The organism is Pseudomonas sp. SLFW (assembly GCF_009905615.1).
GTDB classification, from domain to species: Bacteria; Pseudomonadota; Gammaproteobacteria; order Pseudomonadales; family Pseudomonadaceae; genus Aquipseudomonas; species Aquipseudomonas bambusae.
The window spans coordinates 131063-144926 of the sequence record NZ_JAAAKW010000013.1; the positions used below are offsets into that span (position 1 = coordinate 131063).

Sequence of the window (13864 nt, forward strand, 5' to 3'; positions counted from 1 at the left end):
GCAGCCTGCCGATGAACAGCGCCCTTTACAGCGGCCTGATCACCCATCGACGTTTCGCGCCGAGGGCCCACGCGTTCACCTACCGCATCGGCATGCTGTACCTCGACCTCGATGAACAGGACGCCGTGATGCGCCTGTCTCCGTTCGCCGGGGTGGGGCGTCTGGCGCCGTTTTCGTTTCGGCCCAATGATTACCTGCGCGAATACACCCGCCGGGGCATTTCGCTGACCGGCGCCGTGCGCGAGATCATTCGCCAATCCTTGGGCCGCGCGCCGCTGGGCCGCATCTGCCTGCTGACCCAGGCGCGCAGTTGGGGCCTGTCGTTCAACCCGGTGAGCTTCTTCTATTGCTTCGAACTGGACGGCACGTTGGCCGCGATTGTCTGCGAAGTCACCAACACGCCGTGGCGCGAGCGCTATCACTACGTCCTGCCCGCCAGTACCGCCGAGGGCCATCAGCATTTCGCCGTGGCCAAGGCGTTTCACGTCTCGCCGTTTCTGCCGCGGGATCTGGAATACCGCATGAGCTTCAGCCAGCCCGATGAGCGCCTCGGCGTGCACATGGCCGACTGGCAGGGCGACGAAAAGATGTTCGACGCCACGCTCAATCTGCAACGCCAGCCCATGAGCCGCGCGACGTTGCACCGTCATCTGCTGAGCTTCCCGTGGATGACCGCCAAGACTTGCCTCGCCATTTATTGGCAGGCGCTGCGACTGTTCGTCAAACGCATACCGATTTTTTCCCATCAGGCCGCCGAAGGCTCGTACCGCATTGCCGCCGCTCAACAGAAGGAACGACGTCATGAAAAGCAGTAGCGTATCTGCCGGGTTCGGCGCCAACAGCCTGACCTCCAACCTGCTGCGACGCGGCGTACTGCGGCAGCTTGAGCACCTGCGCTACGGCCAGTTGGTGGTCTACGAAAACGACAACCGCCACGTGTTCGGTGCGGCAGGCGCGGCGCTGCAAGGCGAAATTCACGTGCAGGACGCGGCCGCGTGGGGGCTGGTCGCCAGCAATGGCTCGATTGGCGCGGGCGAGGCGTTCATTCACGGCTACTGGACCACACCGGACCTGACCGCTGTGGTTCGCGTGTTCGTCAGCAATCTGGACGTCCTCGATGCAATGGAAGGCGGGCTGGCGCGACTGAGTCGGCCATTCGTGCAAGGCCTGCACTGGCTCAACCGCAACACCCGCAAGGGGTCGCAGAAAAACATCGCCGCCCATTACGACCTGGGCAACGACCTGTTCGAGCAGTTTCTCGACCCGACGATGATGTACTCGGCGGCGCAATTCCTCAGCCCCGACGACACGCTGGAACAGGCGCAGCTGAACAAGCTGGAGCGCATCTGTCAGAAACTGGCGCTCAAGCCTTCCGATCATCTGCTGGAAATCGGCACCGGCTGGGGCAGCATGGCGATCTACGCTGCGCAGCAGTACGGCTGCAAGGTCACCACCACGACCCTTTCGAAAGAGCAGTTCGCGTACACCGAAAAGCGCATCGCCGAACTGGGCCTGGGCGAGCAGATCACGTTGATGCTCAGCGACTACCGCGACCTGACGGGCCAGTTCGACAAACTGGTGTCCATCGAGATGATCGAAGCAGTGGGCCATCGCTTTCTGCCGACGTATTTCAAGCAATGCACGCGGTTGCTCAAGGACGACGGCCTGATGCTGCTGCAGGCGATCACCATCCGCGAACAGCGTTATGTGCAGGCCATGCGCAGTGTGGATTTCATCCAGCGCTACATTTTCCCCGGCGGCGCGCTGCCTTCAGTCACCCGGATGTTGGACATCGTCAGCAAGGACACCGACATGAACCTGCTGCACATGGAGGATTTCGGGCTGCATTACGCACGGACCTTGCGCATGTGGCACGACAACTTCCGCAACGCGGCCGGCTACCTGACCGAGCTTGGCTACGACGATTATTTCCTGCGTTTGTGGGAGTTTTACCTGTGCTACTGCGAGGGCGGTTTTCTGGAGCGCACCATTGGCACCGCGCAGTTGCTGCTGGCCAAACCCCGCGCGATCACGGCGCCGCTGTTGGGGCGGTTCGATGCTTAAAAAGCTGGCCAACGCGGCGCTGTTTCAGATCGGCTGGTTCACCTGTGTGTTGGGTGGAAACAGCGGGTGGCTGTTGCTCGTGCTTGCGATTTTGCTGGTCCATTTGTGGCTGATCGGCTCTTGGCAGGCCGAGGGCAAATTGCTGATGACAGTGTTCGCGCTAGGCTGCGTGATCGACAGTGCGTTGATCAAAGTCGGGGTGTTCGATTTTAGCGAAGCCGGTCGCGTCATTCCGTTGTGGCTCGCCTTGTTGTGGCCGTTGCTGGCGACAACGCTGGGGCATTGCCTGGCGTGGACCGCCCGGCCCTGGTGGCTCGGCAGCGCGCTTGGCGCTATTGGAGGCCCGGCGTCCTACATCGCGGGCTCTCACCTGACCTATGTTCATTTGCCATTAGGCGTGTGGCCGAGTGCATTCATCATCGGCGCAATCTGGGCGGTGGTTTTTCCGTTGCTGCATTGGCTCGCGGCGTGGTTCCGTCAAGCGCACCGCCACGAAGCGTCCGCTTGAAAGCCGCGTCCGTCAGACCAGCCCCCGATGCACCAGCCGCTGCTTTACACTGCGGCCCATGACTGCCATCCCCCTGCTTCAACTCCCCGTCACGCCTGCCGAGCCTGCCGTAACGTGCTCAACCTGCGCCGCCTGCTGCTGTCAGCTGGAAGTGATGCTGATCACTGACACGGGCGTGCCCGAACGCTTCATCGACACTGACGATTGGGGCGGTGAGGTGATGCTGCGCCTGGATGACGGCTGGTGTGCGGCACTGGATCGCGACACGATGCGGTGCACGATCTACGAGCGAAGGCCGCTGATCTGCAGGGAATTCGAGATGGGTTCGCCGGAGTGCATCACCGAGCGGGAAGGGATTGCGACGGCGTATCTGTGATCGCCGCTCGTCAACTGCGCTTGTCAACTGTAGGAGCGTGGCTTGTCCCGCGATCGGCGGGGAACCCGTCGTGAAACCAGACGATACGGTGTGTCATACACACTGCGTTAGCCGGTTTGCTGCCGCTTCGCAGCAGATCGCGGGACAAGCCATGCTCCTACAGTCAGTGACTATCGAACGGTATTCAGAACGGCATCGTGTAATGGATGGCGTAGCTTTCGATCCCGTCGTTGTCGCTGGTCATGCCGCCATTGGAGTAGTGAGTGGCACGCAGGCCCACTTCATGTCCACCGGCGAAACGCAGGCCGAAACCGATACGGTCTTCGAACTGAAAGGCGCTGCCCATTTTGTTGCCTTCGACTTCGGTGCGCTGGAACACAGCACCACCGATACCGGCTTCGATATAGGGTTTGACGCTGTCGCCAGCGAACTCATAAACGAACACCGGAGAGAACGACAGGCTGTTGTTGCTCGCACTCTTGTCGCCTTCCCAATAGGTGTAGGCCCCGCTCCAGTAACCGGTCAAACGACCGACGCTGGTCTGCCACCAGCTTTTATCCCAATCAAACTGCGCGCCCAGACGATAGGTCATGGTCGACTCGCCAGTGTGCCCCACTGAGAACTCAACCCCATCAGCCTGTGCAATCGCACTTTGCCCCGACAACGCAGCCGCAATCGCAGCCAAACAAAACAGTCGCTTCATCTGAAACTTCCCATTTCCGAGTGCAGTTAGAAATTTTTATATCAACAGACCGGGTGTAGAAATCTGCCGGTGAACATAAGTTCAGCGCGGAACAGTGCTATTCACGTTTTTTTCACGAGACGAAGCTTCGCACACTGTCAGATTTTTTCCATAGTAACGGTAGGATGTTTCTGAAATTTTCTGGACTGCCGCTCGTCCAGAACTGCGTTGGCAGAGGCCTTCCGCTGGCGAGAAGGTCCCGCTGACTGAGTAGCCGCTGGAGTTGACGGGCAACTGCAGCGCCCGTATCGATCAGGGTGATCGACTCCGGAATCATCTCGCGCAGCAGCGGTTTGAGGAATGGATAGTGGGTGCAACCAAGGATGATGGTGTCGCAACCCGCTGCCAGCAGTGGGTCCACGTAACCCTGCAATAACTGCCGAATGACCGGGCTGACCAGGTCGCCGGTTTCGATCAGCTCGACAAGCCCCGGACACGGTTGGGTAATCACGTGAACGTCCGTTGCGAAACGGTCCAGCAAAGCCGCGAACTTCGCGCTTTGCAGGGTCCCGGTGGTTGCCAGCACGCCCACTACGCCGCTTTTAGTCGCTGCCGCAGCGGGTTTGACCGCAGGCTCCATGCCGACCAGGGGCCAATCCGGGTAACGCTGACGCAGATCGGCGACCCCTGCCACAGTGGCCGTATTACAGGCGATCACCAACGCCTTGGCGCCCTGTTCGCGAAAAAATTCTGCGATATCGACGCAACGCTGGCGAATGAACTCTGGGGTTTTTTCGCCGTAGGGGATATGCCCGCAGTCGGCAACGTACAGCAGGGATTCATTGGGCAGCAGTTGATGAATTTCACCCAGCACCGACAGCCCGCCGACACCGGAATCGAACACACCTACCGGCGCGTCGTTGTCTCTAGCCATGTTCGACCGTTCTAGCCATGGGTTGCACCGCACACACGGCAACCCGGATCACGTTTGACTTTCAGTTCGCGGAATCGCGTGCCCAAGGCGTCGATCAACAGCAACCGCCCCACCATCGGATCGCCAAAACCGGCCAGCAGTTTAAGCGCTTCAAGGGCTTGCAGGCTCCCCACCAGCCCGACCAGCGGACCGATGACACCGGCTTCGCTGCACGTCAGTTCGCTCTCACTCCCGTGCCCATACAAACAGTGGTAGCACGGACTGTCGGCGCGACGCGGGTCGAACACCGAGAGCTGCCCTTCCAGCCGAATCGCAGCACCACTCACCAGCGGTTTAGCCGCAGCGACGCAGGCCGCGTTGACGGCCTCGCGGGTGGTGAAATTGTCGGAACAGTCGAGCACCAGATCCACGGCGTCGACCACCGCAGCCAGCGAATCTTCATCCAGCGCCACACGATGGGGCACCAGCTTCACGTCCGGGTTGATCGCGGTCAGCCGGGCCATCGCGGAATCGACCTTGCCCTGCCCAACGCTCTGGGTGTCGTGAATGATCTGACGTTGCAGGTTGGTCAGATCGACCGTGTCGAAGTCCGCGAGGTGCAATTCCCCGACCCCGGCAGCGGCCAGATACAGCGCGACCGGCGAACCCAGTCCGCCGACGCCGACGATCAGCGCACGGCTCTGCTTGAGGCGCATCTGGCCGTCGATATCAACCTGTTGCAGCAGAATCTGCCGACTGTAGCGCAGCAGTTCTTCGTCGTTCAGCACGGCACGCGCCCGAAAGTGATGCGTTCGTGATCCCCCAGATCGCGGCGGGTCTGGATCTGTTCGAAGCCATGGGTGTTGAGCAGATCGCGCACTGCGGCGCCCTGATCGTAGCCATGTTCCAGCAACAGCCAGCCACCTGCTGCCAGATGGGCTGGCGCCTGTGACACGATCAGACGCAGATCGTCGAGGCCATCGGTGCCCGAGACCAGCGCGCTACTCGGCTCGAAGCGCACGTCACCTTCTACCAAGTGAGGATCGTTGGACGCTATATAAGGAGGGTTGCTGAGGATCAGGTCGAACCGCTGGCCCTCGACGGCGCTGAACCAGTGGCTGCGCAGGACATTGGCGTTATCCAGGTGCAGACGCTGTCGGTTGCGCTCGGCAAGCTCCACCGCTTCATCCACCCGATCCACCGCCGTGACGTTCCACTGCGGACGGTCCTTGGCCAGCGACAGCGCGATGGCCCCCGTGCCAGTTCCAAGGTCGAGCAAGCGATGGGGAATCGCCCCCGGCAGCAACTCCAATGCGGTTTCCACCAGCATTTCGGTTTCCGGCCGGGGAATCAGCGTGTGCGTCGCGACTTCAAGGTCGATGTTCCAGAAACCCTGTTGCCCCAAAATGTACGCCACCGGCTCCCCCGTGCGACGACGCTGCAGATAGCCGTCGAACGCCTGAGCGGCTTCGGTGCTGACAATACGCTCCGGCCAGGTGTGCAAAAAGCTGCGCGGCTTGCCCAAGGCAGCCGCCAACAGCAGTTCAGCATCCAGACGGGCTGTCGGAGAATCCGGCAGTTCAGCGTTTCTTAACAAGCTGGCGATGATGGTCATTTACTCACCCAGTGCCGCAAGTTGATCTGCCTGATACTCGGCAAGCAACGGTTCTATCACTGCATCGACCCCGCCGGCCAAAACTTCATCCAGCGAATACAAGGTCAGGTTCACACGATGATCCGTCACCCGCCCCTGTGGAAAGTTATACGTACGAATCCGCTCCGAACGGTCTCCCGAACCCACCAGCAATTTACGCTCGCTGGCGATGGCGTTGGCGGCCGCTGCGGTTTGCTGATCGTTGAGTTTGGCCGCTAACCAGGACATGGCCCGGGCGCGGTTCTTGTGCTGGGAACGCTCTTCTTGGCACTCGACGACGGTGCCGGTTGGCAAATGCGTGATACGAATCGCCGAGTCGGTGGTGTTGACGTGCTGACCGCCGGCGCCCGATGAGCGGAACGTATCCACGCGCAAATCCGCCGGATTGATCTCGATCGCCTGCTTCTCGTCCGGCTCAGGCAACACCGCGACCGTGCAGGCCGACGTGTGAATGCGCCCCTGAGATTCAGTCTCGGGCACTCGTTGCACGCGGTGCGCACCCGATTCGAACTTCAGTTTGCCGTAGACATTCTCGCCTTCGACCCGGGCGATGACTTCTTTGAAGCCACCATGCTCGCCTTCGTTTTCGGAAAGGATTTCCACCCGCCAGCCCCGGCGCTCGGCGTAACGCGAATACATGCGGAACAAGTCACCCGAGAAAATCGCTGCCTCGTCACCCCCGGTGCCCGCGCGGATCTCCAGAAACACGTTACGGCCATCGTTGGGGTCCTTGGGCAGCAGCATTTTCTGCAAATCGCCTTCCAGCACCAGCAACTGATCTTTGGCTTCGCGCACTTCTTCGACTGCCATTTCACGCATGTCCGGGTCGCTGTCCTTGAGCAGCGCCTGGGCGCCTTCGAGGTCGCGCTGTACTTTTCGCAGCTGCGTATAGACCTGAATCACCGGCTCGACTTCCGCGTATTCACGGGAATAGGCACGGAATTTAGTCTGATCGGAAATGACTTCGGCGTCGCCCAGCAGCGCGGTCAATTCTTCGAATCGGTCGCTGAGCACATCCAGCTTATTGAGCAGTGAAGCTTTCATTGCGGGGGTTTATCCGTGGAGCCCTCATTGAGGGCAAAGAGTTCCTGGGCCATGGCCAGCGCATCGACGCGGCCTTCGGCGGACAGCTTCTTTAGTTGCACGCTTGGCGCATGCATCAGTTTGTTGGTCAGGCCACGTGCCAGCGCCATCAGTACCTCTTCAGCGTTACTGCCGTTGGCGAGCATGCGTTGCGCCTTCTGCAGTTCTTCGTCTCGCAGGCGTTCGCTTTGCTGACGATAGGCCCTCAGCACATCGACCGCCGCCAGTTCGCGCAGACGCGACATGAAGTCTTCGACGCCGACGCTGACCAGTTCCTCTGCCGCCTGGGCTGCACCCTGGCGACTCTTGAGGTTTTCCGCGACGACTTCGTGCAAGTCATCCACGGTATACAGGTAAACGTCGTCCAGCTCGCCTACTTCCGGCTCGATGTCGCGGGGAACGGCGATGTCGACCATGAAAATCGGCTTGTGCTTGCGCAGTTTCAGCGCGCTTTCCACCGCGCCCTTGCCCAGAATCGGCAACTGGCTGGCAGTGGAACTGATGACGATGTCGCTGTTGACCAGCTCGGCAGGGATATCAGCCAACAGGACCGCGTGAGCGCCGAACTCTTCCGCCAGAATGCTCGCGCGCTCCAGCGTCCGGTTGGCGACCACGATACGCTTGACCCCCAGATCGTGCAGGTGTCGGGCGACCAGCGTGATGGTCTCCCCCGCACCGATCAGCAAGGCCTGGCTGCGTTGCAGGTCGCTGAAAATCTGTTTGGCCAGGCTGACGGCGGCAAACGCGACAGACACCGGGTTTTCGCCGATGGCCGTGTCCGTGCGCACCTGTTTGGCCGCGCTGAAGGTCGCTTGAAACAGTCGCCCCAGTAATGGACCGATGGTTCCGGCCTCGCGAGCCACGGCGTAGGCGGATTTCATCTGCCCGAGAATCTGCGGCTCGCCCAGCACCAGCGAATCCAGCCCCGAAGCCACGCGCATCATGTGGCGCACGGCGGCGTCTTCCTCGTGCACGTAAGCGCTGGCGCGGAGTTCGTCGACATTGAGGTGGTGATAATCGGCCAGCCAGCGCAGCACGACGTCAGCGGTGAGCTGGTCCTGCTCTATATAAAGCTCGCTGCGATTACAGGTCGACAGGATGGCGGCTTCGCGGCTCTGGGTCAGACGACACAGTTGCTGCAATGCTTCAACCAACTGCTCAGGCGTAAATGCCACGCGCTCGCGGACATCCACTGATGCAGTCTTATGGTTGATACCCAGAGCAAGAAAGGCCATTCAAGGTCGCTGATGGTGACGTGAAGCCGGCAATTGTCCTACTTCAATAGATTCAGAACAACCACCGCAATACATTCAGAACGTCCGGGACAGTCTATTGTCCCTATAGAGATTCGCTTTACGGCGATGCCCCTGCGACAAATTGTCCAAGCGCGGGCTGTAAATAGCGGGTTCTGGTTTTCAAGTGGGCTGTGGGTTTGCTCCCTGCCTTGTGTCATGATGCTTTCAAACCGCAGGTAAGCCGCCCTCTCTCCTATATGAATAAATCCTCCGCGTTGTTCCTTGCCCTTGTCGTTCTTGGTGGCTGCCAGTCTACGGCCTCCGTTTCGCCACAGCCTGCTGCTGCGACGAAAGAAGCGACGCCCGCTCCTGAGGCCAAGCCTCAGGTCTACGGATCGTTTACCCAGGACACGGTCGTCAGCCTGCTGACCGCCGAACTGGCCGGACAACGCAATCGCTTCGACATTGCGCTGGATAACTACGTGACCCAGGCGATCCAGACCCAAGACCCCGGCATTTCGGAGCGGGCATTCCGCATTGCCGAATACCTGGGCGCTGATCAGGCGGCACTGGACACCTCGATGATCTGGGCCAGAAATGACCCGGACAACCTTGAAGCACAACGCGCCGCCGCCATTCAACTGGCCCGCGCCGGACGCTACGACGACTCCATGCGGTATATGGAGAAGGTGCTTCAAGGTCAGGGCGATACCCACTTCGACTTCCTCGCGCTGTCGGCAGCGGAAACCGACTCCAATACGCGCAAGGGCTTGCTCAACAGCTTTGATCGCCTGCTGGCCAAATACCCGAAAAATGGTCAGCTGATTTTCGGCAAAGCCCTGTTGCTGCAACAGGAAGGTGACAGCGCCGCCTCGCTCAAACTGCTCGAAGACAACCCGCCTGGCGAAGGCGAAGTCGCGCCGATCCTCCTCCGTGCCCGTCTGCTGCAAAGCATGAACCGTGGCAAGGAAGCGATGCCGCTGCTGGAAAAAAGCATCAAGAAATACCCGGACGACAAGCGCCTGCGCCTGACCTACGCCCGCATGCTGGTTGAACAGAACCGCATGGAAGACGCCAAGGTGCAGTTCTCCAGCCTCGTCCAGCAATACCCGGACGACGACGAGCTGCGTTATTCACTGGCGCTGGTGTGTCTGGAAAACAAGGCATGGGACGAAGCGCAGGGCTATCTGGAAGACCTGGTCGCCCGTGGCAGTCACGTCGATGCCGCGCATGTGAACCTTGGTCGTATTTATGAAGAGCGCAACGATCCCCAAAACGCCCTTGCCGAATACGCACAAGTGGGTCCGGGCAACGATTACCTGCCCGCCCAACTGCGCCAGGCGGACATTCTGATGAGCAACGGCAGTACCGCCGAAGCCTCGAAACGACTGGCCCAGGCCCGCGCCGACCAGCCCGACTACATCATTCAGCTGTACCTGATCGAAGCCGAAACCCTGACCAATAACAATCAGAGCGATCGTGGCTGGCAGGTGCTGACTCAGGCACTCAAACAGTATCCGGACGACCTGAATCTGCTTTACACCCGCGCCATGCTGGCCGAGAAACGTAACGATCTGAAGCAGATGGAAACCGATCTGCGGGCGATCCTCAAGCGTGAACCGGACAACGCCATGGCCCTCAACGCCTTGGGCTACACGCTGTCCGACCGCACCACCCGCTACGCCGAAGCGAAAGAATTGATCGAGCGTGCGCACCAGTTGAACCCGGATGATCCGGCGGTCCTCGACAGTCTGGGCTGGGTCAATTACCGCCTCGGCAACCTCGACGAAGCCGAGCGCCTGCTGCGTGAGGCGCTGGAGCGCTACCCCGATCACGAAGTCGCCGCGCACCTGGGCGAAGTGCTCTGGGCCAAAGGCCAACAGCGCGAAGCCCGTAAAGTCTGGGGCAAGGCCCTCGAACAACAACCTGACAGCCCGGTCCTGCGCAGCACCCTCAAACGCCTGACCGGCTCCGAGAACCTCTGATTTATGTCACTGCGCCACGTACTTGCATTCAGCCTCATCGTCCTGCTCGCCGGTTGCGCCGGCATCACCTCTCGTGAAGCCGTGCAGGGCACCGGCGACGCCAACAAATGGCAAGCCAACAAGCAACAGCTCGCGAGCCTCGACGGCTGGGAAATCAATGGCAAAGTGGGGATTCGCGCTCCGAAAGACTCTGGCAGCGGGACCCTCTACTGGCTGCAGCGTCAGGATTACTACGACATTCGCCTCTCCGGCCCTCTTGGTCGTGGTGCCGCTCGATTGACCGGTCGCCCTGGCGCCGTGTCGCTGGAAGTCGCCAATCAGGGCCGTTACGACGCGCCGGACCCCGAAACGCTGCTCAAAGACCAACTGGGCTGGAAGCTGCCCGTCTCGCATCTGGTCTGGTGGGTCCGCGGCCTTCCTGCACCCGACAGTAAAAGCAGCCTGACCCTGGACGGCGACAGTCGCCTGTCCAATCTGGATCAGGACGGCTGGAAAATCGAATACCTGAGCTACACCGAACAGAACGGCTACTGGCTGCCTGAGCGGATGAAACTGCACGGCCAGGATCTCGACGTCACGCTGGTCATCAAGGACTGGCAACCGCGCAAGCTGGGGCAATGATCATGTCCCGGCAACCATTGACACTTCCCGCGCCTGCCAAGCTGAACCTGATGCTGCACATTCTTGGCCGTCGCCCGGACGGCTATCACGAACTGCAAACGCTGTTTCAGTTTCTGGATTACGGCGATGAGTTGAGTTTCGCACTGCGCGAAGACGGCGAAGTTCGCCTGCAAACGGAATTCCCTGACGTCCCCCACGACAGTAATCTGATTGTCAAAGCCGCCCGCGCACTGAAAGAGCAATCGGGCTCGCCACTTGGCGCTGATATCTGGATCAAGAAACTGTTGCCCATGGGCGGCGGTATCGGCGGTGGGAGTTCGGATGCGGCGACGACATTGCTCGGGCTCAATCACCTTTGGCATCTGGGTTGGGATGAAGATCGCCTGGCGACGCTGGGGCTCAAGCTCGGGGCTGACGTTCCGGTTTTCGTGCGCGGACACGCCGCGTTTGCCGAAGGCGTGGGCGAAATCCTGACCCCTGAAGACCCCGAAGAACCTTGGTATGTGGTGCTTGTGCCGCAAGTCTCTGTAAGTACAGCAGAAATTTTTTCAGATCCACTGTTGACACGTGACACGCCGCCCATTAAAGTGCGCCCCGTTCCCAAGGGAAACAGTCGAAATGACTGCTTACCGGTTGTAGCAAGGCGTTATCCAGAAGTACGTAACGCATTGAATTTGCTAGGTAAATTTACCGAAGCAAAGTTAACCGGAACTGGAAGTTGTGTGTTTGGGGCCTTCCCAAGCAAAGCTGAAGCTGATAAAGTCTCGGCCCTTCTTACAGAGACCCTTACAGGGTTTGTGGCAAAAGGCAGCAACATCTCGATGTTGCACCGAAAGTTACAGACACTGCTCTAAGAGAACCGAGTGCCAGGCACTCGTGCAACAGATACAGGGGCGTCGCCAAGCGGTAAGGCAGCAGGTTTTGATCCTGCCATGCGTTGGTTCGAATCCAGCCGCCCCTGCCATTTTCCTATAGTCATCCAGGCATACCCTAAGCCTCCAGGTACTGCGCGTGTCCAAGATGATGGTCTTTACGGGGAACGCCAACCCCGATCTGGCTCGGCGTGTCGTACGTCAGCTGCATATCCCTCTCGGTGACATCTCTGTCGGTAAGTTCTCCGACGGCGAGATTACCGCTGAGATCAATGAAAACGTTCGCGGTAAAGACGTCTTCATTATTCAGCCGACCTGCGCGCCGACCAACGATAACCTGATGGAACTCGTCGTGATGGCTGATGCCTTCCGCCGTTCCTCGGCTACTCGTATCACCGCTGTTATCCCTTACTTTGGTTATGCCCGTCAGGATCGCCGTCCGCGTTCCGCTCGCGTGGCCATCAGCGCCAAAGTGGTCGCGGACATGCTCACCGTCGTCGGTATCGACCGTGTGCTGACCGTTGACCTGCACGCTGACCAGATTCAGGGCTTCTTCGATATTCCTGTAGATAACATCTACGGCTCCCCTGTTCTGGTGGATGACATCGAAGACCAGCGTTTCGAAAACCTGATGATCGTTTCCCCGGACATCGGTGGCGTCGTGCGTGCACGTGCCGTAGCCAAGTCCCTGGGCGTTGATCTCGGGATCATCGACAAACGCCGCGAGAAAGCCAATCACTCTGAAGTGATGCACATCATCGGTGACGTCGAAGGTCGTACCTGTATTCTGGTCGACGACATGGTCGATACCGCCGGCACCTTGTGCCACGCGGCCAAGGCCCTCAAAGAACATGGCGCTGCCAAGGTCTTTGCCTACTGCACACACCCTGTGCTGTCGGGTCGCGCAATCGAAAACATCGAAAATTCCGTGCTGGACGAACTGGTGGTCACGAACACCATCCCGTTGTCCGCTGCAGCACAAGCCTGTGACCGTATCCGCCAACTGGATATCGCACCGGTAGTCGCTGAAGCGATGCGTCGCATCAGCAACGAAGAATCGATCAGCGCGATGTTCCGTTAAGGGCCCTGCCCTCTCGAAACCTCCGTTGACGAAAAGCGCCCCGCCCCAACAGTGACTGTTGGGGCGGGGCTTTTTTGCCCATATCGAGTTGGCGCTGGTCGCAAACGCCGCTCGATGATGGCTATTTTGGAGATACAAAATGACTGACTTTACTCTGAACGCCCAAGCGCGTACTGACCTGGGGAAAGGTGCGAGCCGCCGCCTGCGTCACGCCGCCAGCATCCCTGCCGTTGTTTACGGTGGTAACAAAGCTGCCGAATCCGTGACCATCGTGGCCAAGGAAATCGCCAAACTGTTCGAAAACGAAGCGGCTTTCAGCCACGTTATCGAACTGAACGTTGATGGCGCCAAGCAGAACGTGATCGTTAAAGCGATGCAACGTCACCCTGCCAAGCAATTCATCATGCACGCTGACTTCATCCGTGTTGTTGCTGGCCAGAAACTGACCGCAACCGTACCAGTGCACTTCATCAACGAAGAAGCTCCGATCAAGAAAGGCGGCGAAATCTCGCACACTACCACTGAACTGGAAGTGTCCTGCCTGCCTAAAGATCTGCCTGAGTTCATCGAAGTTGACCTGGGCGCGCTGGAAATCGGCGACAACGTTCACCTGTCCGACGTTAAAGCACCTAAAGGTGTTGAATTCGTCGCTCTGGCACACGGCAAGGACCTGGACATCGCAAACGTCCACGCTCCACGCGTCGTCCAGGAAGAAGAAGGCACCGCAGAAGGCGAAGCAGAGTAATCATTACTCGCTAGCCGGTTGAACCCGTGATGGTGCCCGGCACCA

The 13864-nt window shown here is 59.6% G+C and carries 15 protein-coding genes and 1 tRNA gene; 10 read left to right on the forward strand and 6 right to left on the reverse strand.

What is annotated here, in order from left to right:
• The first annotated feature begins 11 nt into the window (after window positions 1-11).
• From GVN17_RS21430 to GVN17_RS21445, 4 genes are read left to right on the forward strand one after another with little or no spacing between them, the layout of a single operon-like run.
• Entirely contained in the window at window positions 12-815 is an 804-nt protein-coding gene (locus tag GVN17_RS21430) for a DUF1365 domain-containing protein (protein WP_166597290.1), read from the forward strand.
• Complete coding sequence (locus tag GVN17_RS21435) at window positions 802-2064, forward strand: cyclopropane-fatty-acyl-phospholipid synthase family protein (protein WP_166597252.1); 1263 nt, start codon at window positions 802-804, stop codon at window positions 2062-2064. The genes GVN17_RS21430 and GVN17_RS21435 overlap by 14 nt, the downstream gene beginning before the upstream one ends.
• Entirely contained in the window at window positions 2057-2572 is a 516-nt protein-coding gene (locus tag GVN17_RS21440; RefSeq protein WP_166597253.1) for a DUF2878 domain-containing protein, read from the forward strand. The genes GVN17_RS21435 and GVN17_RS21440 overlap by 8 nt, the downstream gene beginning before the upstream one ends.
• A 58-nt stretch (window positions 2573-2630) precedes the next feature.
• On the forward strand, window positions 2631-2948 hold the full coding sequence (locus GVN17_RS21445) for a YkgJ family cysteine cluster protein (protein ID WP_166597254.1): 318 nt from the start codon (window positions 2631-2633) through the stop codon (window positions 2946-2948).
• Window positions 2949-3132: 184 nt separating this feature from the next.
• Here the strand turns inward: GVN17_RS21445 and GVN17_RS21450 are convergent, their stop codons facing one another.
• The 6 genes from GVN17_RS21450 to hemA all read right to left on the reverse strand — a co-directional run bounded on the left by GVN17_RS21450 (window position 3133) and on the right by hemA (window position 8515).
• On the reverse strand, window positions 3133-3651 hold the full coding sequence (locus GVN17_RS21450) for an acyloxyacyl hydrolase (RefSeq protein ID WP_166597255.1): 519 nt from the start codon (window positions 3649-3651) through the stop codon (window positions 3133-3135).
• Window positions 3652-3763: 112 nt separating this feature from the next.
• On the reverse strand, window positions 3764-4564 hold the full coding sequence (gene murI / locus GVN17_RS21455) for a glutamate racemase (protein WP_166597256.1): 801 nt from the start codon (window positions 4562-4564) through the stop codon (window positions 3764-3766).
• 11 nt (window positions 4565-4575) lie between these two features.
• On the reverse strand, window positions 4576-5331 hold the full coding sequence (locus tag GVN17_RS21460; protein WP_166597257.1) for a molybdopterin-synthase adenylyltransferase MoeB: 756 nt from the start codon (window positions 5329-5331) through the stop codon (window positions 4576-4578).
• A complete protein-coding gene (gene prmC, locus GVN17_RS21465) occupies window positions 5325-6158 on the reverse strand; it encodes a peptide chain release factor N(5)-glutamine methyltransferase (RefSeq protein ID WP_166597258.1) in 834 nt (277 codons plus the stop codon). The genes GVN17_RS21460 and prmC overlap by 7 nt, the downstream gene beginning before the upstream one ends.
• On the reverse strand, window positions 6159-7241 hold the full coding sequence (prfA, locus tag GVN17_RS21470; protein ID WP_166597259.1) for a peptide chain release factor 1: 1083 nt from the start codon (window positions 7239-7241) through the stop codon (window positions 6159-6161).
• Window positions 7238-8515, reverse strand: a complete 1278-nt coding sequence (hemA, locus tag GVN17_RS21475) for a glutamyl-tRNA reductase (RefSeq protein WP_166597260.1) — start codon at window positions 8513-8515, stop codon at window positions 7238-7240. Before hemA ends, prfA begins: the two co-directional genes overlap by 4 nt.
• 257 nt (window positions 8516-8772) lie before the next feature.
• On the opposite strand from hemA, the gene GVN17_RS21480 reads away from it, so the two are divergent.
• The 6 genes from GVN17_RS21480 to GVN17_RS21505 all read left to right on the forward strand — a co-directional run bounded on the left by GVN17_RS21480 (window position 8773) and on the right by GVN17_RS21505 (window position 13819).
• The gene (locus GVN17_RS21480; RefSeq protein ID WP_166597261.1) at window positions 8773-10500 is read left to right on the forward strand and encodes a tetratricopeptide repeat protein; all 1728 of its coding nucleotides are present in this window, start codon (window positions 8773-8775) and stop codon (window positions 10498-10500) included.
• A 3-nt stretch (window positions 10501-10503) separates the two neighbouring features.
• Window positions 10504-11121: a lipoprotein insertase outer membrane protein LolB gene (lolB, locus tag GVN17_RS21485; RefSeq protein WP_166597262.1), complete on the forward strand. Its 618-nt coding sequence runs from the start codon at window positions 10504-10506 to the stop codon at window positions 11119-11121.
• Window positions 11122-11123: 2 nt separating this feature from the next.
• Entirely contained in the window at window positions 11124-11975 is an 852-nt protein-coding gene (ispE, locus tag GVN17_RS21490) for a 4-(cytidine 5'-diphospho)-2-C-methyl-D-erythritol kinase (protein ID WP_166597263.1), read from the forward strand.
• 35 nt (window positions 11976-12010) lie between these two features.
• A tRNA-Gln gene (locus tag GVN17_RS21495) sits at window positions 12011-12085 on the forward strand.
• 47 nt (window positions 12086-12132) lie between these two features.
• The gene (locus GVN17_RS21500; RefSeq protein WP_037018241.1) at window positions 12133-13074 is read left to right on the forward strand and encodes a ribose-phosphate pyrophosphokinase; all 942 of its coding nucleotides are present in this window, start codon (window positions 12133-12135) and stop codon (window positions 13072-13074) included.
• 139 nt (window positions 13075-13213) lie between these two features.
• Complete coding sequence (locus GVN17_RS21505; protein WP_166597264.1) at window positions 13214-13819, forward strand: 50S ribosomal protein L25/general stress protein Ctc; 606 nt, start codon at window positions 13214-13216, stop codon at window positions 13817-13819.
• The last annotated feature ends 45 nt before the right edge of the window (window positions 13820-13864 follow it).